This window comes from Paenibacillus sp. FSL M8-0142 (assembly GCF_038597315.1).
GTDB classification, from domain to species: Bacteria; Bacillota; Bacilli; order Paenibacillales; family Paenibacillaceae; genus Paenibacillus_AQ; species Paenibacillus_AQ lactis.
In genome coordinates this window covers 2,041,058-2,065,525 of record NZ_CP152008.1, presented here as the reverse complement: position 1 = coordinate 2,065,525, position 24,468 = coordinate 2,041,058, and the positions used below count along the sequence as shown (strand labels likewise).

Sequence of the window (24,468 nt, the reverse complement as noted above, 5' to 3'; positions counted from 1 at the left end):
CATCTTGGTGCAAAAACAGCCCGCCCCCAACGTAGATTAGCTCATCTAATGTCCGGGGTCGTGCCTTTCCAGCACGGAACCATTCACCTGAATGTAAAAAGTATTGAACCCACCATAGCTTTAATGGTGTTCATTTCGTTCAGTGCCGTTCAAACCTAAACACCGCCCAGCTCATACTTAAACCTCAACTCGGACAGGAGCAGGTTCCCTCAAGTTTCTCCGCTCATTCTACCATACTATAACGGATCTTGGGGAAATTACCATTCAGTAGCGATCGGAGGCACCATCCGCATGCGGAGTGATGAGCTACCTTCACACATCGGGGCCAGCACTTGCACGCTCCACTAAGCAACCTCCACTCAGCGAAGCCTGCACTTGCACGCTCCACCGAGCAATCTCCACTCATCAAGGCTAGCACTTGCACGCCCCGCTGAGCTACCTTCACGCATCGGAGCCCCACCAACAGCACAGCAAAAAGCCGCTCAGGACGTATACACCTGAGCGGCTTTCCCCCTTCCCCCCACTGATAGGGGTGAAGGGCCGCTTCCACCAACGGTTAGGTCTCGAACGGTAAGACTTCAACGGAGCAGGCGGAATGGGGCTGGAGAAACGTGAGTGGTCGCCTTTGTCTCCGGATTTCAGCCATTTCCCAAACCCATTTAAAGAAATACGGAGACAACAGCGATCGGAGGCACCATCCGCATGCGGAGTGATGAGCTACCTTCATACATCGAAGCCTGCACCCGCACTTCCCACTGAGCACCCCTAACACTTCGAAGCTGCACCTACACGCTCCGTTTGAGCATCCTTCAATAGTTCAGAGCCTGCACCTGCACACATCGTAGCCCAACCACCAGCGCAGCAAAAAGCCGCTCAGGACGTATACACCTGAGCGGCTTTCCCCCTTCCCCCCACTGATAGAGGTGAAGGGCCGCTTCCACCAACGGTTTGGCCTCGAACGGTAAGACTTCAACGGAGCAGGCGGAATGGGGCTGGAGAAACGAAGTGGTCGCCTTTGTCTCCGAATTTCACCCATTTCCCAAACTCATTTCAAGAAATACGGAGACAACAGTGATCGGAGGCACCATCCGCATGCGAAGTGATGAATTACCTTCACACTTCGAAGCTGCACCTGCGCGCACACTGAGCAACCTCCACTTATCGAAGCCCTGCACTTGCACGTGCTACGCCGAACAACCTTCACGCTTAACCCGCAATCTTCTTCCCACGCTCAAGCCGGACAATTTGCTCTTCACCACTGTCAGCCAGCTCACGGAACTGGTCGATCGTCTCCCGCATCTTCGGAAGGGCCTGCTGCTTAAAGGTGCTGATGGCCTCCATCGCCTCAAATGTATCGGCAAACGCCTTCTTCAGCACATCCACCGAAACACTGCTGTTAATGGCTTGTTTCTGGATGGCCACTCCTTGGGATTTCAACATCTTCGCCGTACCTTCGATGAAGGTGTTCGTCGTCTTATTCAGCGCTTCAATCTTCTCTAGCACAATCTTCTGATTGTACAGGGCGCTCGCGACCGTGACCGCGACACGCAATGCCGACACGGTAACCGTCTTCGCCCGATCTACCCCGCGAATCAGCTCCTTATTGTTGCGGATCAGAACCTCAAAGGCCAAATAGCCCTGTTGATTCACCGCAAGCATCTGCTGCATATCCATCAAACGCTGACGCAGAGGGAAGAGGACCTCTTCCGAGATAAAACGAATCTTCTCCGGATCGCCGCCGCGCTCCTGCTCCAAAGTCAGCTCCTGCTCAATCCGCTGGTCCATGAACATTCCGAGCTGAATCTCCTTCTGAAGCTGTTTCGTAAGATCGCGAAGGAACTGCTGTTCAATCTCAAGCGTCGTGTTATCGTTTTTGAGGGTTGCCTTGCCTTTATCCAAGGTTTCTACGATTTCCGAAATGACTTCATCCGCTTTCTTGAATTTCACAAAGTAGGCACGAACCGGATTAAAGAGCTTTCCGAGAAAGCCTGTTTTGAGAAAATCTATCCCGCTGGGATCCAGATCCTTCAGATGGAGATGAAGCTCCGTGAGTCCCTTGGCTACAGGCCCGCCTTCATCGCCGGCCTTCGACAGCTTACCGACGGTTACTTTGAGCAAGGAGTTTTTGTCAGAGGACTGGCGCATCGTGCCCATCCCGAAAGAATCGATACTGGTCAGAATACCTCGGCGCTGTTCAAGCGAGTCCAGGTCAATGTCCATCAAGGACTTTACATTGGTCTCGGCCTGCGTCATCAGCTGCTTCATTTCTTCATCGACAGGAGCGACTTGTTCCTCCAGCACCGTCTTGATTTCATTTTCATTTGGTACAGTCATTGTAAAAGTCATACAAAAACCCCCTTTAACCGAATATATAATGTGTTACATTTGCACATTCAGCAATTGGCCGATCTTATAGACAACGTCGTCGGTGTCGGCATTGATGCTTGCAGCTTCATTGATGCTTGAAATCTTCTGAAGGGCTTCAATGTCCGCGTTGTAGCCGATCGTGTAAATCGGAATTTTAAACGCCTCAATCAAGCCTTGGACATCCTTTAGCTTACTGCCCCGGTTCGTATCCCCGTCGCTCAGTACGAAAATGACCGGCTTCGTATTCGGATTCGCGGCGATTTCATCCTGCAGCAGCTTCATGGCTACGACAATCCCGTCAAATGTAGCGGTGTTGCCCTCCGGAACCAGGTTCTCGGCGGCACCGACGAACAGGGACTGCTGGTTCGTGTCATACTTCCCGATCGGGAGGTTGATGGTGACATCATCCGAATAGGAGACAAGACCGATGCTGTTCTGTGAACCCAGATACTTCTGACCTTGAATCAAGGATTGCCGTAAGCGATTAATCGGTTCACCGGACATACTGCCCGACACGTCGGTTACAAACACAGCCGTAATGGAGGCTCCGCCATTTTTCTTGTCCTTCCAAAGCTTCTGCGCCCGGGAAATGGTTCCGCCGTTCACGACTTTGGCTTCCGGTTTATAGTCTGCCAGCTGGTTAAAACCGTATTTGCTCGCGCTCTTCTGATATTTATCCTGAGCGGCAAAGTCGGCAAACTTCTTCAAGATTTGTTTCTTAAGCGCCGGGGTATCCCCAAGGGCATACAGCGGGCTGTCGTGTCTTACGCCAAACGGAACGAATTCATAGGCTGACCGAAGCTCGGCTTCATTAAAGAAGGTTTGATATTCCAGAACAAAAGCATCCAATCGCCCGGATTCGGCGGCTTCCCTCATCTGCAGTGTGGTTAATGCAAGGAATGGGACGTTGGCCTGGAATTTTTCAAATCCTTCGACGGCCTTGTCACTCAGCAGATTTTTGCTGTCGAACGCGCTAAGCGCAGCGACCAGGAAATTGAGTCCGGTCGAGCTGGCAAACGGATCCGTGTAGCCCATCGACAGCTCGCTGGCTGCAATCGCTTCCGTTACCGTTTTGATGTTAACCTCGCCATACTTGCTCTTCAGCTCATCATATTTTCCTTTATCGATCACGATGCCCGGAACATTCCCGTTCAGGCTCTTCGAGATCCGTTCGGTCTTAATACCGCCCGATTTGATCATCTCCATCCACAATTCATTGGATGGCGTAAAGGCATCCGGCACGTATTTGCCGGACTTTATGTAGTCTGCCGCAGTTCCCGAGTTAATGCTTCGGATCATCACAGACACTGGCTTTCCATTTACGGTGACTTTGGCTTTATTGAAATCCGTCGCCACCTCATTCAACCATCCGTCGACACCTGACCCTGCTTTCTCGGGTGAAGAGAAGATTTCAACGAAATGAGGTGTGGAGTTTTTGACCGAGACCGGGAACTTATCGATGTCGGGCAGGGATTCCGCCACGTCCACCGGATTTAAATCAATCTGTCCTTTAATGGGCTCTGGTGTTTTGACTTTAATCTTACTGTACAGCTTATCAAGCTTCTTCGCGGCCTCCTCAGGTGTTAGCGGCTGAGCCCCGCTCCCGAGATTCGAAGTGGCACTGATTCCGAAATAGACGACTGCAAAAACGACAACTACAATTGCGGCAAGAAAACCAATGACTTTACCTCTGCCGGACATTCCATGACCCCTTTCAGTCTTTGTACAGTTTGGTTTGGCTGATCAGAGCATCGATTTCTTTCATGCAAGCCATGTTTTCAATGCTCTCTAAATCCAAGCTTCCTAGACGAGCAATCTCAAGAAGGAGCTTATCTAGCTTTAATAAAATTTCTTCATTCGTATTTAAGGATTCATTCACAAAATTAAGGTACTCATTGTAAAGCTCGATCTTCTCCTCAATGATTCGCGCTGAGAGCTTTTTGTTCTTTCGCAAATCCGCAATCGCGGCAAAATCAGAGACGCTGAACACGCCAAGCTTATTGAGAATGCTTTTGATATTCATGTAAAACAGGTTCTCGACCTCATGGATTACGGAATTGAACTTTTTATAGCTCAATTCGGACGCATCAAATCGCTGCTCCAATACCTCCAGCAGTTTCAGCTTCCGGTTTTTCATCCGGTCCAGCTGATTTAACGCAAGCTCTACATCTTGCTTAAGCACCGCAATGGAACGGTAGCGGCTCATGGCCTCCACGTAATCCTCATGCGTAACAACCTCTTTCTTCGTCTTCACAACCGGCTTCGGTTTAAACAGGTATGTATAACTTCCATAAACTAAAGCGATCAAGCTCGCTGCAAGAAAAGCAGCCCCGAAAGCAACGATCAGGGGACTCTCGGCTCTAAGAGATACCCCAAGAAAGCCTCTGGACCAAACCAATATGTTTGTGACAATGACGATTGTGATCAAGAGGAAGAACTTTTTGAACTTAGGCTCGCTCAATACCCATCACCAACTTCACGCATCGTTATAAAACCACCCTTTTGATGTCCTGTTTTGTTAGCAAATTATACCATAGACAAGCCTACTTTTCTTTGCATTTTAATCGAGAATTGGAAGAAGTAGTCACTTTTTGGGGAGAAAACTCGAATGAACCTCTCCGCATTTACCAATATTATACGGTCCTCCTGCCCGGAGGTTTCCTGTTAGTTTCGTAATGGAAGGAAATCCGTCTTAACGGTATAGAGGAACCGCAACAATCTCCCAATAAAAATATAGAGCTGCACCCACCTGATTCAGAGGGCACAGCTCTATTCCATATTTAATAAATTCAGCTATCATCAACGCCGAAGATGATTGGCAAGAGCAGCTAAGCGATAATAAGCCGGCTTCGGCCTGTGCCGCTCATCGAACAGCAGCGGCCAGTTTTTGCGCCCACGTACCGGAAAATCGCTGAGCCAGGTGTGGTCGTCCGCAGCTCCCCAGAACGTCACCGCGCTAATTACATCGCTGTATTCCTTAAGCAGCTTGAACACGGCTTCGTAGAATTCAGCCTGCTGTTCCAGCATTCCCGGTTCAGGCTCGGTCAGATCGGCCCGCTTATCTTCGAAACGGAATACCGACACATCCAGTTCCGTGAGCTGGAGCTGCAATCCTAGCGAAGCATATTTTTCGATGGCTGCCCGGATGTCATCCAAGGACGGGTTGAACAGATTCCAGTGTGCCTGCAGGCCAATGCCGTGAATAGGTACTCCCCGGTCCAGAAGAGACTTGACCAAGGTATAAATTTTATCCCGTTTGCTTGGATGGGACTCATTGTAGTCGTTGTAGAACAACAGCGCATTCGGGTCGGCAGCATGCGCGTATTCAAACGCTTTGGCGATGAATTCGTCCCCGGCGATTTCCGTCCAGCTGGAGGTACGCAGCAACTGATCGCCGTCATCGGCAATGACCTCGTTCACAACGTCCCAAGCGTAAATATCGCCCTTATATCTGCCTACTACCGTTTGGATATGCGAACGGATTCTTTCATAAAGCACGGCTTTGCTCACGAGCTGATTCTGCTTGTCGCGGAACAACCAATCGGTGGTCTGGTTATGCCACACCAGCGTATGTCCGCGGACAGCCATCCCGTGTTTGCGCGCGAAGTCCACGATTTGATCCGCTTCCTCGAAGGTGTAAAGCTCTTCCTCTGGGTGAACGCTGGCGAACTTCATTTCGTTTTCCGCCGTAATGCTGTTAAAGTGATGCGTAAGCAGACTCTCCTGCGACTTGATCGTATTACTACTGACCGCCGCACCTATATGGAAGTCTTCCGCGAATATGTCTTTAAGTGCGGACTCGGCCGGTACCGATACATTCATATCTCTTCCTCCTTACCAATCCTGGTCTCAAACCAGTCAAAGCTGGCTGAGCCCGAAGCGGGTTTCCCATTACCGCTTGCGTAGAGTCCGATAAGCACTCCGGTAAAGCACATTTTGTTTACGAAATCCTCCGGTGACAGCGGCTTGGCGGCTCCCTTGCCGAGCCGGATCCACTCAAGCCCGTCCAGCGAATAGGACAACGAATAGCCGGTTACGTCCGAGCTAATCTTTAAATATACCGAGTCCGCATGGACCGGTACTTCCGCCGCCAATTTGGATTCGCCTCTTACGGTCAGTCTGGCGCCGATCATCTTCCGCCCATCTTCCTGCTTTAGAAAAATTTCATAATGGGCGTCCTCATCCCTTCTTGCGCATATCCCCGCTTCCTCGCCATCGCGGATCGCACCGAATTCAAGCAAAGTCCTCCATTCCGCCCGGACATGTTGTTGGCGTCTGCCTACAAAAGCAACCTGACCCACGTCATTTAAGCCGGCGGACTGTCCTCTCAAGGTAAGCCAGCCTTCTCGCTCGGTTAACGACCAGCTTCCTTCCGCCGGGTTCCGAAGGAAGGTCCAGCCATGCCGGAGCTTAGGCTCATCAAAATCATCCTTGCCTTCGAACAGGGCCATCGGCCCGGACTTTATCCTCTCTGGCGTCCCCGGTAACCGTTTTACGCGCATATCGAGATTTACGGTGCCTTCATTGTTGTCGATCATCGGCCATCCCTCGTCATTCCAGGTTACAGGAGCAAGAAATGTCTCCCTGCCGAGTACGCTGTATCCCGAATCAACAAGTCGAACGCCAAGAAATACTGCCCACCAATCACCGTTCATATCATCCACGAGGTCCGCATGGCCTAAATACTGAATGGGGTGCTCGATCCCCCGGTGTGTCAGAATCGGATGCGGATACAGCTCGAACGGCCCATAGGGACTCGCGCTCCGTCCGATAATTTCCCGGTGATCCTTCGCCGTGCCGCCGGAAGCGGACATAATGTAATACATGCCGTTTATTTTGTACAAGTGGGGCCCTTCCGTCCAGGGACCGCCGTCCCCCCTCCAGATGACTACCGGCTCGGACAACGCTTTCCCGGTGGCAATGTCAATTTCGTACTGGATGGCATGGGAGTCGTAATCAGCACCCTGCTGGGCGGTCACATATACTTTGCCGTCATCGTCGAAGAACAAAGAGGGATCGATCCCGCCATACGGGACCAGGATCGGATCGGACCATGGGCCGGCCGGATCCTGGGTGGTTACGTAAAAGTTCCCAATTCCATAAACATCCGTCGTAATCATATAGAACGTTCCGTTATGGTACCTTAGCGTCGGTGCATAGATTCCGTCCGAGCTTCGCCGTGCCCTCAAATCCAGCTGGCTGTCCCGGTCCAGCACATGCCCGATTTGTTCCCAATCTGCTAAATTACGACTGCGGAAAATCGGCACGGCCGGGAAATATTCAAATGAACTGCAAACCATATAAAAGTCATCCCCTGCCCGGGCGATGCTCGGGTCTGGATAAAACCCCGGAAGAACCGGGTTCGCATAACTGATTGCATGTATCGTCATGTTCTACTCCTTAACACTGCCGACATTCAGACCGACAACAAAGTACTTTTGCATGAACGGATAAACCAGCAGAATCGGAACCGATGCCACGACCGTTACGGCAGCGCGAATTGAAATCGGCGTTACCATGTTCACCGCAGCGTCCTGCGTTATCCCGGCTCCGGCAGCCACTGCCGGGTTGCTGTTCGCGTTCATACTGGATGACAGCAGCTTCATCAGCTCATACTGCAAAGTGCTCAGCTCTTGGCGTGAGGAGGTATAGATGAATGCATCGAACCAGGAGTTCCAAGCCCCCACGGCCACGAACAGCGCAATCGTTGCCAGCACCGGTTTACACAGCGGGAAGATGATCCGAATGAAGATTTTAAAATCTCCGGCTCCATCAATTCTTGCCGATTCAACCAAGCTTTCCGGAATCGTTCCGATATACGTCCGGATAACGATCATATTGAATGCGCTGATCATCGACGGGATCACATATACCCAGAACGAATTCAGCAGGTGCAAGTCCTTCATCAGAAAATATCCAGGAATCAAACCGGCGTTAAAGTACATCGTCAGAATAAAGATCAAGGTAATCGGCTTGCGGAATACATATTCCCGACGGCTCAGCGTATACGCCAGCATCGTGGTCAAGACCAGATTCAGCAGCGTTGAAAGCACCGTTCGTGCCACGGAAATCCAGAACGCGTCATATATCGTTCCCGAAGCGAATACCGCTTTGTAATTCTGCCAAGTAAATTCCCTCGGCCAGAGATAGATTCCGCCCCGGATCGTATCATTCCCCGCATTCAGGGAAACGACGATCGTGTTCAGGAACGGATATAATGTGACAACGACAAGACCAATCATAAACAAGGTATTGAACGTATTAAAAAGGATCGGCTCTACTCTTTTTTTTCTGACGGATTTAGGCGCTGCGGCAGCAGTTGCTGGCCCAGGGCTGATTGTTTGATTTGCCATTATAGCAGCCTCTCTTCCCCTAGCCGTTTCGCGACTCCGTTTGCAATCAATAACAGCGTCACGCTAACGACCGTTTTAAATATACCGGCAGCCGTTGCTAATGAGTAATTGCCTTGGGCAAGCCCGTACTTCAGTACGAAAATGTCAATCGTTTGCGACCAGTCGACAACAAGACCGTTGCCCAGCAAGTATTGAACCTCGAAGCCTGCTTCCAAAATGTGACCGACCTGCATGATCAACAGAATGATAATCGTTGGCTTAATGCCCGGCAAAGTGACATGGAACATTTTCCGATAGCGGCTTGCCCCGTCCATATCGGCAGCCTCATAAAGCGCCGGGTCGATGGATGCCATCGCAGCCAAATATATAATCGTATTCCAGCCGACTTCTTTCCAAACATGCGACGCTCCGACGATTCCCCAGAAGTATTTGCCTTCACTGAGCCATTGGATCGGCTCCTTGATGAGATGCAGCTTCATAAGGACATCATTGATGATTCCGTCCGAAGCCAAGCTCGTCGCCACAATCCCGGTTACGATGATCCAGGATAGAAAGTGCGGAAGATAGGAGATCGTCTGTACGGTTCTTTTCCAAAATACTTTCTTGATTTCATTCAGTAATAACGCAAGAATAATTGCAGTCGTAAAGCCGAGAATCATATTGATAACACTCATTGCGAGCGTATTGCGAAGCACTTGCAGGAAACTATCATCCTTAAAAAGAAATTCAAAATGTTTAAATCCTACCCACTTCTGTTCACTAAAGTCTCTAGCCGGCTTGTAGTCCTGGAAAGCCATGGTCCATCCCCAGATGGGAACATAGGCAAACAAGATGATGTAAGCCATCAGAGGCACTGACATATAGATCAACTGTCTCTGTTCTTTGAGGACGGCCCAGGTGATTTTCTTGTTTTTCTTAGGCTTCCGGACGGCAGAGTCTTTGACAAAGGTCTCTTCCATAAGTTTGTTCTCCCCAAAACCCCATATTTCGTAAACAAGGAAGGCATGAAGCCTTCCCGTTTCCGATTCATGTACCTTCCGCTGCCTTACTTAACAGACCAAGTGTCTCTTCTCCATTGCAGCACTTCATTAATCCGATCTTCATAAGCCTTGATGTTGAGCTTGCGGATTTCAGTGACGTACTCATCCCAGACGCTGTCGAATTCTTCCGGTTTAGCTAGAATGGCTTTCGGTAAGTACTTCGTGGACAACTCATTTTGCTTCGTATTCACGATTTTCGCTTCAGATCCGTCTACCAGGTCGACAGACCATGCCGGGTACGCGATGTCGTTCTCAGGAGCCGGACTGAAGAAGTCGACATAGCTGTTGAATCCGTATTGGGCGAGGAAGTTCTTGTCATACTCTTTCATGCCTGCCAGAATTTCTTCAGGCTGGGCAGCCGCATCTGTCGCGTTGCCGTCCGAGAATAAACCTTCCATTTTTGGGGCTTGGCCGTAGAAGGAATCGGCTTTATTCGCGAGCTTCCAGGTTGCATCGGTAAACTGGTCGCGCTGCTCTTGCGTTTTCATGAATCGGCCGTCTTTAACGATGTAATCTTCCCCTTCGATCCCCCAGGCCAAGATTTTTTGCCAATCTTCTTGAATCAGCGTATCCAACAATTTGATAATTCGGATAGCCTGTTCTTCGGATGCATTGACCGTAATCCCGAACCCGTTATTGAGGTTCAGAGCCGGGCGATCTTTGTAATGATCCCGGATGCCTTCATCAAAGACAAGCGGAAGACCGACATATGTTCTTTCATCTTTCTTCTGGGTAATCAGCGCGTTTTCAGCGCTTTGGAAGTTCCAGTGCTGGTCAAACATACCAAGGACTGCGCCGCTGGAGATTTTCGCCATATACTGGTCGAAGTTTTGAGTGAACGTTTCTTTGTCGATGATGCCCAGGGCATTCATCTCGTTCAGCTTTTTATAATAGCGTTTGGCATAGTCCTTATCGGCAAAAATTTCCGCCTTGCCGTCTTTAACGACTACGCCGCCATCGTTCGGATGACCGATCAAATGCTGAGGAGCATTGAACAGCCCCCAGTTTTTCCAGTCATAGTTCAGAATTTCAAAGCCGATCGTCGGCGTACCGTCGATGGTCGGATGCTTTTCCTTGTATTGTTTAATCAAGTCAAAATATTGATCCAAGGTTTTAACCTCTGGATATCCCGCCTCTGCCAAAACGTCCTTCTGAATCCAGAAGGCTGGGCCCGAATACCAAGACGAGGTAACGTCAGCATTCGTTACGCCGTAGTTTGGTAGATTGTAAATATGACCGTCGTTCGGGTCTTTCATCATGTTCCAGTACTTCTCATAATGCTTCTTCAAGTTTGGCGCATGCTCTTCAATCAAATCCTCGAGCGGGATAAAGGCACCGGCAGCTGTCAGCTTTTGATTCGCTGTCATCATGTCCGGATAATCGCCCCCTGCGATCATAACGCCGAGCTTCTGGTCAATATCGCCAGCTAGGAACTCGAATTTGAAGGATGCCCCTGTCTTTTCCCTGATTAATTTATAAATCTTGTTGTCAGGTGTTGGTTGCTGGTCGGGCTGACCGATGAAAACCGAAATTTCAAACGGCTCCACTCCATTCGCGACATTTTCCCCGGCTTCCTGTCCGTTATTATCGTTCTTGGCGGCTCCCTTGTTGTTACCGCCGCTGCAAGCCGATAGTACGAGACCGAGCGAAAGCAGCAGCACCATGCTGAACCGGAGTACCGACTTTTTCTTTCCCCCCATTTAAAGCACCTCCGAAATGATATGGTTACTCCAAGGACTGTAAGCCCTTTCAATAACTTATCTTTATTGTAAAAGCGCTGCCAAACGCGAACTATAACACAATTAAAGCTTTTCCCCTAAAAACTTTAGTTCCTGTTTTTGTATTCATTGGGGGACATCCCCAATCGTTTTTCGAATTGTTTCAGAAATTGGCTGTAGTTCACATAGCCTACCCTTTCCGCGATTTCGCTGTTTTTATATTGGTTTAGCCGAAGCAGCCGGGTGGCCTCCTCAATCCGGAGATTATGCACCCATTCGTTAAATCCGACACCGTTCTTCTTCATGAGCAATTGCCCAAGATACACCGGGTGCAAATAAAAACGCTCGGCCAGCTTCTTGATCGTCAGTCCCTCCCGGTAATGTTCCCGGATGTATTCGTTGATCTCCTGAATGATTCCCTGCGATTTACGAGCCTGCTCCCGGCTCAGCAAATCAATGCACTCGAGGCCGAAGTTAAGCAGAAGATCCAAAAGATCGTTCAGATTCATCACCGAATCGGCCAAAGCGGATACATCATATTTCGCCAGCACATCCGAAGCCTGCTCGCCGGATTCCTCCATATACTCTTTCATTTTGTACATCAAATGAATGACGGTCTTTTTCACCGTTTCAGGGGCGAGCCGCAAGTTGCGAAACCTCTCCGCTTCCGCAGCGATCGTATCTTGATAACCGGCGGCATTTAGAAGATTGAACGCCTCCATCACGCTGTCCACCAAGCGTATCGAGGCGTAACGATATTCCAGCTTTCTGTTATCGACCGATTCGTAAGAAATGACCCCGGCATAATCGGGGTCATAGAACTTATGCTTTATCGCCTCTTCCGCGGTGCTGTAGCAGCTGGCAAGACGCAGGATCGATTGTTCCGGTGAGCCCACGGCCATAAACACCCGGTGACCGGCGAATCGGGCAGACAAGTCAGCAAGCATCCGGAGCGCGGGATCCTCCTGACCGTCATCCGGCGAATACCCGAGAACGATGCCGAAGCGGTTCTTGTCCAGGTCAATCAAAAACATGGCACTTTGCTGCTCAACCAGGGAGCTGGCGATTCCCCTCAATTCCGCGTAACTCGTTGGCTCCGTTTGAACCAGGCAGATGTTCCATGCGTCCCGGCTGGCTGACAAAGGCTCCAGACCGTCCGGTCCGTCCCTATCCGGAGCCGGACTGTGCCCTAGCAGCTGACGGATCTTTGAAACTTGCTCTTCCCGGGAAGCAATACTGCTCCATTGTTGCTTCTCGGCTTCATGCAGCAATTCACGATAAATCTCTCGCAGTACGTGAGAGGCTTCTTCCGCTTCAATCGGTTTCAATAAATAGTGCGCGATTCCGTAACGCATCGCTTTTCTCGCATACTCGAACTCGCTGTATCCGCTAACGATGGCGAAGCTGATTGCTTTGTTGCCGTTCTTCTGCCACTCCCCGATCATTTCAAGGCCGTCCATGAGCGGCATATGTACATCGGTGACCACTAAATCCGGCGCAAGGGAAGCCATCAATTTCAGCCCCTCCGCGCCGTTGGCGCATGTGCCGCATATGTCAAAGCCAAGCTCCTCCCAATTGATCCATAATTGCATGCCTTCCAAAGCTCCAGGTTCGTCATCGATCAGCAGAACTTTAAATCTCAATTCCGTTCCCCTCCTTGCTCGTAATCCTGATGATCCAACAGACTGACAGGAATCTCGAAGAACACCGTCGTTCCCTGATCCGGTTTGCTGTAAATATCAAAGCGGACGAGGTCGTTGTAATATAGCTCAAGCCTGCAATATACATTGCGGATTCCGATGCTGGTGCCGGACGTATTCTCGTTGCGCATGGAAATAAGAACCTCTCGAAGCTTTTCCGGGACCATGCCTTTGCCGTTGTCCTGTACGGATACACGAAGGTTGCCGTCTATTACCGTCGCGCTGATTTTGACCACGCCTTTCCCATCCACAGCCTGAATGCCATGCTTGCACGCATTTTCCACCAATGGTTGGATACTCATCTTCGGTATTTTATAAAGCAGCGCTTCCCGGTCGATATCAAGCTCATACTCAATCTTGTCCCTGAATCTGAATTTCTCGATCTTCAGATACATTTCGATGAACAAGATTTCTTCCTCAAGCGTGACGATGTCCGCTTTCCAGCTAAGCAATCTGCGAAGCAGTCTGGACAGGTTCTTGATGATATCCGTCACGTCGGAATAATTGTTTTTCGTACAGACGACCAATATGGCATTCAGTGTGTTAAACAAAAAATGCGGATTCATCTGACTTTGCAAAAAGTTCAGCTCTGCCCGTACCCGCTCCATCTCCAGGTTCTTCTTCTGAATTTCGAGCTTGTACACATTGTTGATCAAAGAGTTAATCTCGGCTGTCATCCTATTGAAATTCTGGATCAAGCCACCGATCTCGTCCCGGCCCTCATCCATTCGGATCAGGTCGAACTTCTCGTTGGTAACCTTCTGCATATGTCTGGACAACCGTTTAACCCGATAATTGTATGATCTGAGCATGATGTAAATAAATATAAACGAAAACAGTGTAATGACAGCTGCGATCATCCCCACATAAAGCTGCATTTCGCGCATGGCTTGGGATAAACGGGTTCCCTGCGTCACGCCAACCAGCTTCCAGCCCTTTACGTAACTTGCCGTTCCGATGGAGACGACATGTACGTCTTTGTCCTTGTCGTGATCAGCAAGCTGAAACACAGGATAAGCATCGGTGACGTCCCGCTGGTACCCGCTGTCCGCAGACATAATGATTTGGTTATGCTCATTGACCAGATAGAGATTTAAATAGTCCTGCTCGCGCAGGATGACATCGTAAATTTTGTTTAAGTCAATATCGATCCGGAGCAATTTATCATACTTGCTATATATGTCAAAATAGTCCATTTTTTCGATAACACTCAGATAAGGGACCGTAGCTGTGCGGTTATTTGCTTCAGTCGCCCTGTAAGCCGCTACCATAACAGGGGACGTCGATTGTTCCCACAGCCGATACCAGTCGCTATTCTTCGCATTGGCATCGAGCACTTGATAATTCCCGCCGGGCATGATCGTATCATTCTCCGTAAATATGCTGATTCGCTGAATCTGATTGTTGACGGGAATATAACTGGTCACCCGGTTTCGAAGCTGTTCGTCGAACGTTTCGTAAAACTGGATCGGACTTTCGTAAGTTCGGTCCAGCGTTTCATACAGCAGCTTGTCCGTATTGAGCGCATGACTGACCGCTACACCGCCGTCAATGAACTCATGAATATCTTTTCTGGCCCGCTCCAGCGAGATCTGGAGGTTTTGTTCCTCGCGGTCTTTGATGATGCCGGTCATCCGGTCCATAAACGCGATATTGATAACCGCGATCGGGAGCAGCACGCCAATCACGTAGATGAGTATGAATTTATAGTTCAGCGGTATATCGTTAATAAATGATCGGAATCTGAAACGTTTTTTCATGATTTTGGCACCGTCCCGCCGTTCAATCAGCCGGCTCCCTCTCGGTTTTCTGCTTGTACGCCGATGGCAGCACTCCTGTAAGGCATTTAAATTTGATGATAAAATAGTCCGTATTCGGATATCCGACCTGAAGCGCAATGTCCGAAATTTTCATTTGGGTGCGTCTTAGCAATCGCTTTGCTTCCTCGATTCTTTTCTCGTTAAGATAGTCGTTAAACGGCTTGCCGGTCTCTTTTTTGAACAACTGGCCCAAATAGGCGGTGTTCATGTGAAACATTTTGGCCAGATCCTGCAGCTGAAGCTTGCTGCGGAACTCCCGGTCTACATATTGAATCACGTGAAATATCGTATTGTTCTCGTTCTTGGCCTCAAGCCTTGCCAGGATATCGGCCGCCTCCAAGCAAAGTTCAAGGACATAGGTTTTCAGTGCGGAATAGTTCCCGAAACTGTCGATGGCGCCATGGCCGTCGTGAAGTTTTCTCATCAAAGCATCCGGATCCCCGTTCATTTCTCCGATCCGCCTGCAAAGACTCCACTCCAGGTCAGCCACATGGGAAATGGCCTCTTTCAAATCAAGCATGCCTTCCAACATGGAGTCCAAAGCGGCTTCAACAGCAGCATGAATCTTGTTAGTCTGGTACGCCATCACGATCTCCGTAAGCTCCTTGAATTTCTCCTTTGCGAGCTCCTGCGATTTTCCGCCTTGCCTTAAATCCCTATAATGATACACACCTTCTCTGCCTTGACAACGTTTGCATTTATTAACCTCCAACGCCTGTAAATACAGCTCTCGAATCGACTCGATCCCTTGCAGAACGCCGCTGATCGTCACGATGACCGGCTGGCTTGACGGATCCTCAAGCTCCCTGTGGAGCTGCACGCTGAGCTCATGTACCCGGCAAGAGGGGAATTCATCATCAGGCAGAATCACCCCGATCCTCCCCGCGCTGTCCTCAAAAATACGATCGGGTTCCTGCTTGAAATATTTCTTAACCCGTCCGGCCAGAGCGTCGGATGGCCCGGAAGCTTCAACCACAACGCACCGCAGCTTCGAATCCTTCTGCAGAAGAAGGGCCTTTGCAGCCTGCAGCTTAAGTGATTCGTTGTCTTCGCCTTGAATTAAACGGATCAATAGATTGTTGGTAAACAAAAATTGCATGCGGCTATGGCATTGCTCCGCTTTAAGCTCCTCTTGAATTTTCGTGCGCAGGCGTATCAGGACTGCCTCAATTTCTTCTTCGTCGAATGGCTTGAGCAAATATTCCGTGACCCGCTGCTGCATTGCGGTAAGCGCATAATCGAAATTATCGTAACCGCTCAATATGACGAACTTCGGTGGTCTTGCCAGCTTTTGGTTTGAGCGCTCGATCAGCTCCAATCCATTGATCACCGGCATATTGATATCCGTCAGAACCAGCTCCGGTTTAAGCTCTTGAATCATACTGAATGCTTCGGAGCCGCTCGAAGCCTCGCCGCATATCTGGAAACCGAAATTTCTCCAATTCACCATCGTGCGAAGCCCCTCGATTACCCACGGCTCGTCATCCACCAAAAGCACATTCATCATCGATATCGCTCCCCTGAAGTTGGACTATAATGCTAATTTGTAAGCGCACTCATGATTTAGGCTAACTTATGACAACTCAAGAACAGGGAAATCTGTATCCTCAACCTATATTAGAACTTACGTAATCGTCTATAGCCGAAATAAAGGTCATACCCGGTAAATTTTAGTTTTCGCCATCATTTAAGCGAGCCTATTGCTGCTGCATACCGAACAGTACAGGCTTCATCCTATGGAATAATTGATGCGAATCTACCTTTTCGTAATTCCATAACATGATGATTCGTAAATCACTTGCAGGGTAGTACCAGATTTCTGAGCGAAATCCCGGGGTACCTCCCCCGATCAAGCGAAAGTCCGTCCCCAAGAACCAACCATATCCATAATTGAGGTTCGGGTCAAAGCTTGTAACATAGTAGGGCGTGAACATCTTATCCATAGTTTCCGGTTGAAGCAGCTCCCCCTTAAAAAGGGCCTCGCACCACCTGTCCAAATCATGAACCGTAGAATACAGCTCTCCCGGTGCTTCAATACCGCTTAATTTATCGTTGTCGGCATTGGCGATTTTGCCGTTCTCCAACGTGTGTCCGTATGCTCGTCCAGGGGTTATCTTCCGCGGGTTATCCAAGCCGGTGGAGCTCATCTTCAGCGGGGCAAAAAACCATGTATGCAATACTTCCTCATACTTCATCCCTGTCACTGCTTCTATTATATATCCTAACATGATAAACCCCGTACTGTTGTAGCTCCAGTGTTCACCCGGATTAAACTGCTGCTTAAGGCGCGTTAAATAATCGATAAAATCTTGGTTCTCCACTTGCAATCGACTCATCTCAAAACGCAAATTAGGCACGCCATAAATATCTTGCAGCCCCGACGAGTGGCTCAATAAATGGTGAATGTTAATCTTCGGGTGAAGAACGTTGAATTTTTCAACATATTTGCCAGGATGATTTTCAAGATCGATAAGCCCTTGCTCATAGAGCTTGAGGATGGCAGCGGCAATAACCATCTTCGTTACGGATGCAATATGGAACTTCGTATCCAGCATATTGGGAACCCCTAGTTGAATGCTCGCCTGACCGAAGGATCGGCTAAACTCCTCTTTTCCCCCTCTGGTAATCAATAGGTTGCCCGATACGTAACTTTCCTTACTAAACGCTTCCACGATTTCGTCTACATTTAGCATGGAGCTCCACCTCATTTTTTATTTTCTAGTTCACATTCTCTCTTCACCATACGGATAAGCCGGTTCTTGTATCGTTTGCATCCGTTATGTACCTTACATGATCGTATCCTCGATGCTGCGCATTCTTAAATAAGTCTTCTATCGACTTATTGTTCTTGCAGTAGATACTGACGAAGCAGCTATCAACCACCAGAAGCACGAGCTGACAATCACTATTTAGAAATTCCTCATATGTTTTTACTTCTACGATGTCTTTTCCTTGAGGAAAGGCTTTCAAGTCCTGGAAGATGATATAGTATTCGTTATCCTCTAGAAGCTTTTTTAAGGTTATTCCATCCCAAATCTCCCCCGCCCCTGCAAAGAGCGTTTCCTCAAATTGACCGTCAACGATGAAATAGGCTTCCTCACCACCAACAAGCCAGTTATACTCATCGGTTTCAAAGGGCTTTAATATTTCTCCAAGGAACCTGCCATACTTATTTGGTATTTCAAAGCTAATTCCTCTTATCATGTGGCTGTTCGCTTCCTTTTGACTTTTTGTGTTGTTTAAATGCTCTAATTATGTATAAGAATAATGCTATAACAAACAATGAAACAGATAAACCAATGAATATTTGTACTATCACCCGCAATCAGCCCCCGTCATGAAATTTAAAGTTCTCGCAGAATATACGGTTCGAACGAAACTTCCTCGAGTTCATTCAACTCTTTTTGCCATTAAAATATCTGGTTTTCCCATTCCATTTGCATCCGGTATAATCCCGACAATGACATATCCCAACTTGAAATAGAAATTTGCGGGATGATCTTCACTTCGAAATTCTTTAATGAACGCAGGAACATCTGTATAGATATTCCGATTAGACAAGTTCGTTTGATTATGTTCGTCATCCGAGCCTAGCATGATCGTAACTCCGCCTCTTTGGGCAACCTGCTTTTCAAAATCCAGAACCAGCCGTTTTCCATGCCCTTTTCTTCTATGAGCTTCACGGATTACCAAGGGATGGAGCTCCCATACATTTCCGCCATATTGACTTTGACCCCCGATCCACCCAATGACTTCACCCTCATGGCTAAGTAATACACGGCTAATTCTCTCTTCTTGTAATGAATCGATTACTTCATCCCTTGCCATTTCATATGTAGACCAAGCTTCGAAGCTCTCCTGTAAAAGGCTAGCTGTTTGATGGGTCCAATCCCTGTCTTCTCTAGTTAGATCCACTATTTTCATTCACAAGTATCCTTTCATTTTAAATTCTAGCCAGCTTCGATTGGAATTTAATAATATATGAATGTTTTTGAAAAAATCCCGATAATCCCATAAATAATAATCCGCTCCGGGTGTATTGTTTTGAAACAAACAGGTTTTAATACCTAAGAGCTTTCCAGGGATAATATCAATTTCCCGATCACCGATAACAAGGTCAATTTGATTTCTCTTATGCAAATACAGGTAAGATTCCGGATCTGACTTTCTCGCGAACCCATCATCACCTGCAACAAAATCCACAAAATATTCTTCCCATCCATAATGCTTTATAATAGACTCCACTTCCCTCCGAGGCTTATGAGTCATGATAACGCTCTTATTAGCCGCTGATAGTATGTTCTCTACATGAGGAAATGGCGGGGTTTGTTCAGGCAGGAGCCGTTCTTCTCTTCTAAAAATTTCCCGAATTTGCGATTCGGATAATTTAAAGTGCTTCACAGCATGGGTGATATTTATGATCGCACATCCCCCTTATAAGTAGTGGATTTATAGAAGCGGAAGCCAAGGGCCGTCAATTCATTGTTAATTTAGGCCACTACAACCATATAGTTAGTACATCGTAACCCTTATGCCATTCAACTTTCCATTATTATACATCCCATTGGCGAAGGGTGATAGCATTGTATGCATGAGCAAGATGTGTACATGGTCGTTCCTCACGATTACGATAAAAAAAAGGATTGGTGTTTACGCTGAAGCATAATGCCCGAAAGCTGACGGTGTTGCCTGTCCGGGGATTGACGAATATAATGTCCGTATCACAGAAAAGGAAAAGGATGCCTCCATATAGCGTGAGCCTGTTCGCGCAAGCTCACTGGAGACATCCCCTCACAAAACGTATGATCATTGTATCAAATTACGAGCTGGTTGAGAAGATCCCCGGCGTTTTTTGTTAGGTGTGCAGAAATTGTTCCTAGTCCTTGTTGCATTGCGAGTTTGACGGTGATCGGGAGCCGAAAACGGAAGCTTGTACATGCTACGGGAGAAAAGAGCGTCTTGGTCATCCGAAGACTACGTTGTACGGCTTGCCGGAAGATTCATCATGAGTTACCGGACTGCATTGTGCCTTACAAGCGTTACGAATCAGAATGTGTGGAGAATGTCATTGCGTCTGAACCCACGGAAGTAGATGTTGCCGCAGACAACTCCACACTGTACCGTTGGCGGACTTGGCTTTGCTCAATGGCTACCTACTGGTTAGGGTGCCTAGAGTCCATCGCCATTCGCTTTCATCTAGATGTTGTGAAGGAACCGTCCGCACCTTCACAAACTGCACACCATAGATTCGGACGTTATGTCGGAGATGCCGATGGATGGCTAGCAAGAGTTGTCCGACCTGTTGTGAATTCAAAATTGTGGGTACATACCCGTTCTGCATTCTTGTCCGAAGCCCTCTGAGATAGACTCGTAAACGAATCTACCAAAAGAGGTGTAAACGGATGAAAGATCAGAAGAAAGCGGAACAGATCGCTGCGGATCGTGTGCAGCTCCTTGCCCCGTTGCTTACGGAAGGGCTCGACCCGGCAAAGGCGAGGGAAATCAAGCAAAGAATTTGCGAGCAAATCGGAATATCGGAGAGAACGCTGCGGCGGTATTTAGCAGCCTACCGGCAAGATGGCTTTGGCGGATTAAAGCCGAAGAGCAAAGGAAAACAACCCACAGCCCCCGCCATTCCACCGGAGGTCTTGGAGCAAGCGATCTTGCTGCGGCGGGAAGTGCCAAGTCGCAGTGTTGCCCAGATCATTCAGATCTTGGAATGGGAAGGCCGCGTTAAGCCAGGTCAAATCAAACGGAGCACGCTTCAAGAGAAGCTCACTGAACGTGGTTATAGCACAAGGCATATGCGAATGTATGCAAACTCAGGTGTAGCGGCTCGACGATTCCAACAGCCACACCGCAATCGTCTATGGCACTCGGACATAAAGTACGGTCCGTATCTGCCCATTGGACCGGACGGAGCGATGAAACAAGTGTTTCTCGTTACCTTTATCGACGACGCGACGAGGTTTGTCCTGCACGGTGAGTTTTACCCGGTCATGGACAAGACGATCATTGAAGACAGCTTCCGAAAGGCCATTCAGAAGTACGGTGTTCCGGAAGCCGTGTACTTCGACAACGGGAAGCAGTATCGAACTAAGTGGATGACGCGAACGTGCTCCAAGCTCGGCATTCGCCTTCTGTTTGCTAGGCCATACTCGCCCGAATCAACCGGGAAAGTTGAACGCTTCAACCGGGTGGTAGATTCTTTCCTTAGCGAAGCAGCACTTGAAAAACCAAAGACGCTTGACCGCCTGAATGAATTGTTCGAAGTTTGGCTTTCGGAATGCTACCAGAACAAGCCGCATTCAGCACTTGACAAACGAAGCCCTGAAACCGCCTTTCGAAGTGACAAGAAGGCGCTTCGGTTTGTGGAACTAGAGATACTCGCCAATGCATTCCTTCATTGCGAAACCCGCAAAGTCGACAAAACCGGGTGCATCAGCTTCTTGGAGCGTAAATATGAAGTGGGGCTTCCGTTCATCGGATGTACCGTGGATGTCGTGTATGACCCGGCGGACATCACCGAGCTCGTGATCGAGTACGAAGGTCACGAACCATGGAAGGTAAAGGAACTCGTAATCGGGGAACGTGTCGGGAAACGTCCTCCACTGCCGGATCAACTTCAGCCGCTGCCGGCAGATTCATCGCGGCTGTTAAGCGTTGCTGAAGTACAAAGTCGCGGGCGCCGCGCTGAGCAAGTGCCGGCCATCAGCTTCCGTAAGAAAGGCAAGGTGAATGGCAATGTTTGAGGCATTCTATGAGCTTAGCCGTTCACCGTTCTCCAGGGACATTCTGCCTAGTGAGTTATATGAGTCGGAAATTTTGGAGGAGACGCTGGGGCGGCTAGAATATGCGGCAGAACGGCAATGGTTTGCGGTCGTGACCGGTGACTGCGGAACCGGAAAGACAACAACGATTCGGCGGTTTGCCGAAGAACTGGATCCTGCGAAGTTCAAGGTGCTCTATCTGTCGGATTCAAAACTGACACCGCGGCACTTCTACAAGGGGCTGCTGGAACAACTCGGTTGTGAATCGAAGTTTTATCGCGGGGATGCGAAACGTCAGCTGCATCGAGAGATCGAGCTCATGCGGGGAATTCATGGACTGCAGCCCGTCGTGGTCGTGGATGAAAGTCATCTTTTGGACCGAGAGATGCTGGAGGAAGTTCGCTTTCTACTAAATTTCAAGATGGATGCTCAAAGCCCAATGGCCCTCATCCTCGTCGGGCAAAGTGAATTGTGGGATCGCATTAACCTACAAGCCTACGCTGCGATTCGTCAACGCATCGATCTTCAATGCAAACTTCCGCATTATGACCGGGCCCAAACAGGAGCCTACATCGAGAGACACATGACTTATGCCGGTGCGGAACGAGACATCTTCACTGACGGAGCTATTGACGACATCTATCGTTACTCTGGCGGAGCAGCTAGGCTAATTAACAAAGTATGTACTCATTGCATGCTCTACGGCGCACAGAACAAACACCGCATTATCGACGATCATATGGTTAAGCGCGTCATTCAGGGAGAATTATCATAATTCTCCCTCTCGTATATCCGGATGCGGTCAGATTAACCGTCAATAGCAGGATAACTTACACCATCAATCTCCGGACATTATGCGTTAGCAATAACACTCTACCATTACTGCAGTCATATTCAAAACCAATCCCTATCCCTTTTTCTTCCTCAATCATTTTACATTCAAGGATATGAGCATAGTCAGCAATATATATTGGGAAATCCGCCATTGGAAGAGAAATCTCAAGCAACACGTCCCCAATATATTTTCTTGTAAGCTCGTACCCCAAATCATTGTAATATTGGCTTTCGGTTAACCATGCCGGCAGAGGATCAATAAAACCTTCAACAAGATGACATCCGAATAACTCTTCCGGTGGATCAGGACAAGCTACTTCACGTCGTGCCCACAGACCTTCAGCCATGATGTTTGGGATATTTCCTTCATAAGTATAATGATAAAAGGTAAAATAGCCCTCTGTACTTACATTTAATTTTGCCTTGTCGGTAGAATAATTTAAGTCTTTTAAGGTCCTTTTTCTGTTCTGCAAAAAGGTTTGGCCCAATCTCAAAACGTTCACTCTCCTTACGAGGGGATTACAGTTTCCACGAAAAGACCCAGCCTTAGATACTCTTACTCTTATCTTAGGCTGGGTTGTTTGTTGTCTGAGCTTCTTCCATGATTATACATCTGGCAGTCAAAGGGCGATAGCCCCTTAGCGTGATTATGGTACTATGCAAGAACAGCGGTGACCCAAAAACATATGGCCGTAATCACGGATAACGGTGTAAATATGTACTTCTCTTTTTTACTTTTAGATAAAGCGTTCATTACGGAATTGATGGATAAATATACGGCAAAGAAGAAACATAGCCCTTTTGTAATTCCACTTGAGAATATGAAGGGGATAAGTCCTGCTGTTTGTAACAGGATCAATATTGCAAACCATTGAATCAATACAGAAAAGGCACACATATATCTCATGCTGGTCGGCATAATTCTATATTTACCTCCCATGGCAAACTCTCCATAGGGCAATCCTAATGCAAGAAGAATATATAATATGGATGCGATAAAAAAAGCCACACTTCCTATAACTGCTGCTATCATACGATCCCTCCAATCGCTATAATATCTATTCGCATTGAACGTTGCGTATTCACAAGACCTGGCAAATGCCAAGGTGTCTGCTATGAACGCCTCGCTCCCGCCTCTCAGAGTCCATCTGTCTGATGCCTTTTCCAATGCGTAAATTCCTTTATTTAGTACAAAGGTCAATGTGCCGTTTTAGAGACATCATGATCCACTATAACTGCATTCGTTTGTTTAAATATTTGTTTTGCTCATGTTGATTTTCCTGATCCCGGAAACCCTGACATTTGTAAAAAGAACATAATGTTCCTCCTCACAAAAAATAAATGTGTTCAGGCATTAAATAGGTATCAGATGATGCTCCGGTCTTCCTTGAAATTCTATAAAATTTCCCCTAAATATGTTTTTATGTGGGTTCCTTTACTATAAGAATTAATAAGACTTCTGATTCCTACAGGAAACAACGGTTCTTCCATTATGTTTTCAATTTCTATCCATTCAATTCCTATCTGATTCTTGTCCATTACTGCCCCATCTGTTACACCAGATTCTTTCAGAATCCCACTAAATATAAATTCAACTCTATGAATATCTTCATCTAGAAAGCATTCCCTAACAAATAGCAATTCATGGACCTCTATTTCATATCCTGTTTCCTCTGTACATTCTCTGACCAGACATTCTTTAAGCATCTCGCCAGGTTTTTGCCCTCCTCCAGGCAATAAATAAAATACTTCATTCTTTTCTTCTAGCTTGGTTACAAGTAATTTATTATTATGTATGATTAGCCTTGGATGAATTCCTTATCTTCATTGAAATCTCCCTCGGTATATTTACTAAATTATTAGAAG

At 47.9% G+C, this 24,468-nt stretch carries 21 protein-coding genes and 1 pseudogene; 3 read left to right on the top strand and 19 right to left on the bottom strand.

The features are described 5' to 3' along the window. Nucleotides 1-1,206: 1,206 nt before the first annotated feature. From NSQ46_RS09740 to NSQ46_RS09670, 15 genes are all read right to left on the bottom strand, one after another. On the bottom strand, nt 1,207-2,346 hold the full coding sequence (locus NSQ46_RS09740; protein ID WP_007127863.1) for a toxic anion resistance protein: 1,140 nt from the start codon (nt 2,344-2,346) through the stop codon (nt 1,207-1,209). Between the two features lie 33 nt (nt 2,347-2,379). Further along, nucleotides 2,380-4,068: a VWA domain-containing protein gene (locus NSQ46_RS09735; RefSeq protein WP_210094784.1), complete on the bottom strand. Its 1,689-nt coding sequence runs from the start codon at nt 4,066-4,068 to the stop codon at nt 2,380-2,382. Between the two features lie 13 nt (nt 4,069-4,081). Next, entirely contained in the window at nt 4,082-4,828 is a 747-nt protein-coding gene (locus NSQ46_RS09730) for a hypothetical protein (protein ID WP_342576720.1), read from the bottom strand. Between the two features lie 338 nt (nt 4,829-5,166). Continuing rightward, nucleotides 5,167-6,189, bottom strand: a complete 1,023-nt coding sequence (locus NSQ46_RS09725) for an endo-1,4-beta-xylanase (RefSeq protein WP_342576719.1) — start codon at nt 6,187-6,189, stop codon at nt 5,167-5,169. Next, a complete protein-coding gene (locus NSQ46_RS09720; RefSeq protein WP_340899998.1) occupies nt 6,186-7,757 on the bottom strand; it encodes a glycoside hydrolase family 43 protein in 1,572 nt (523 codons plus the stop codon). The genes NSQ46_RS09725 and NSQ46_RS09720 overlap by 4 nt, the downstream gene beginning before the upstream one ends. A gap of 3 nt (nt 7,758-7,760) precedes the next feature. Continuing rightward, a complete protein-coding gene (locus tag NSQ46_RS09715; protein ID WP_342576718.1) occupies nt 7,761-8,720 on the bottom strand; it encodes a carbohydrate ABC transporter permease in 960 nt (319 codons plus the stop codon). Then, a complete protein-coding gene (locus NSQ46_RS09710; RefSeq protein ID WP_007127857.1) occupies nt 8,720-9,679 on the bottom strand; it encodes an ABC transporter permease subunit in 960 nt (319 codons plus the stop codon). The genes NSQ46_RS09715 and NSQ46_RS09710 overlap by 1 nt, the downstream gene beginning before the upstream one ends. Before the next feature lie 86 nt (nt 9,680-9,765). Further along, a complete protein-coding gene (locus tag NSQ46_RS09705; RefSeq protein ID WP_007127856.1) occupies nt 9,766-11,460 on the bottom strand; it encodes a hypothetical protein in 1,695 nt (564 codons plus the stop codon). A 125-nt stretch (nt 11,461-11,585) separates the two neighbouring features. Next, nucleotides 11,586-13,121: a response regulator gene (locus NSQ46_RS09700; RefSeq protein WP_342576717.1), complete on the bottom strand. Its 1,536-nt coding sequence runs from the start codon at nt 13,119-13,121 to the stop codon at nt 11,586-11,588. Continuing rightward, nucleotides 13,118-14,938 (bottom strand): sensor histidine kinase, encoded by a 1,821-nt coding sequence (locus tag NSQ46_RS09695; RefSeq protein WP_007127854.1) that lies wholly within the window; start codon nt 14,936-14,938, stop codon nt 13,118-13,120. The genes NSQ46_RS09700 and NSQ46_RS09695 overlap by 4 nt, the downstream gene beginning before the upstream one ends. A 22-nt stretch (nt 14,939-14,960) precedes the next feature. Continuing rightward, nucleotides 14,961-16,505 carry a response regulator gene (locus NSQ46_RS09690; protein WP_342576716.1) on the bottom strand — a complete coding sequence of 515 codons (1,545 nt, stop codon included), beginning with the start codon at nt 16,503-16,505 and terminating at the stop codon, nt 14,961-14,963. Between the two features lie 190 nt (nt 16,506-16,695). Beyond that, on the bottom strand, nt 16,696-17,691 hold the full coding sequence (locus NSQ46_RS09685) for a serine hydrolase domain-containing protein (RefSeq protein ID WP_342576715.1): 996 nt from the start codon (nt 17,689-17,691) through the stop codon (nt 16,696-16,698). Between the two features lie 43 nt (nt 17,692-17,734). Then, complete coding sequence (locus tag NSQ46_RS09680; protein ID WP_342576714.1) at nt 17,735-18,202, bottom strand: DUF2691 family protein; 468 nt, start codon at nt 18,200-18,202, stop codon at nt 17,735-17,737. A gap of 186 nt (nt 18,203-18,388) precedes the next feature. Continuing rightward, complete coding sequence (locus tag NSQ46_RS09675; protein WP_342576713.1) at nt 18,389-18,922, bottom strand: GNAT family N-acetyltransferase; 534 nt, start codon at nt 18,920-18,922, stop codon at nt 18,389-18,391. After that, nucleotides 18,923-19,399, bottom strand: coding sequence for an HAD hydrolase-like protein (locus NSQ46_RS09670; protein WP_342576712.1), 477 nt, complete (start codon nt 19,397-19,399; stop codon nt 18,923-18,925). Between the two features lie 504 nt (nt 19,400-19,903). Between NSQ46_RS09670 and NSQ46_RS09665 the strand changes: the two genes are divergently transcribed. The 3 genes from NSQ46_RS09665 to NSQ46_RS09655 are packed head-to-tail and all read left to right on the top strand — an operon-like array spanning nt 19,904 to nt 22,543. Beyond that, nucleotides 19,904-20,359 (top strand): DUF6431 domain-containing protein, encoded by a 456-nt coding sequence (locus NSQ46_RS09665; RefSeq protein WP_251537693.1) that lies wholly within the window; start codon nt 19,904-19,906, stop codon nt 20,357-20,359. Between the two features lie 41 nt (nt 20,360-20,400). Beyond that, a complete protein-coding gene (locus NSQ46_RS09660; RefSeq protein ID WP_251537694.1) occupies nt 20,401-21,750 on the top strand; it encodes a DDE-type integrase/transposase/recombinase in 1,350 nt (449 codons plus the stop codon). Beyond that, the gene (locus NSQ46_RS09655; RefSeq protein ID WP_251537695.1) at nt 21,743-22,543 is read left to right on the top strand and encodes an AAA family ATPase; all 801 of its coding nucleotides are present in this window, start codon (nt 21,743-21,745) and stop codon (nt 22,541-22,543) included. Before NSQ46_RS09660 ends, NSQ46_RS09655 begins: the two co-directional genes overlap by 8 nt. Nucleotides 22,544-22,598: 55 nt before the next feature. Here the strand turns inward: NSQ46_RS09655 and NSQ46_RS09650 are convergent, their stop codons facing one another. From NSQ46_RS09650 to NSQ46_RS09635, 4 genes and pseudogenes are all read right to left on the bottom strand, one after another. After that, nucleotides 22,599-23,096 carry a hypothetical protein gene (locus NSQ46_RS09650; RefSeq protein WP_342576711.1) on the bottom strand — a complete coding sequence of 166 codons (498 nt, stop codon included), beginning with the start codon at nt 23,094-23,096 and terminating at the stop codon, nt 22,599-22,601. A gap of 161 nt (nt 23,097-23,257) precedes the next feature. Beyond that, nucleotides 23,258-23,635, bottom strand: coding sequence for a hypothetical protein (locus NSQ46_RS09645; RefSeq protein WP_210094787.1), 378 nt, complete (start codon nt 23,633-23,635; stop codon nt 23,258-23,260). A gap of 141 nt (nt 23,636-23,776) precedes the next feature. Next, a pseudogene (locus NSQ46_RS09640) lies at nt 23,777-23,919 on the bottom strand (ATP-binding protein); the annotation flags it as partial. Between the two features lie 78 nt (nt 23,920-23,997). After that, entirely contained in the window at nt 23,998-24,399 is a 402-nt protein-coding gene (locus tag NSQ46_RS09635) for an NUDIX domain-containing protein (protein ID WP_244152639.1), read from the bottom strand. Nucleotides 24,400-24,468: the final 69 nt, after the last annotated feature.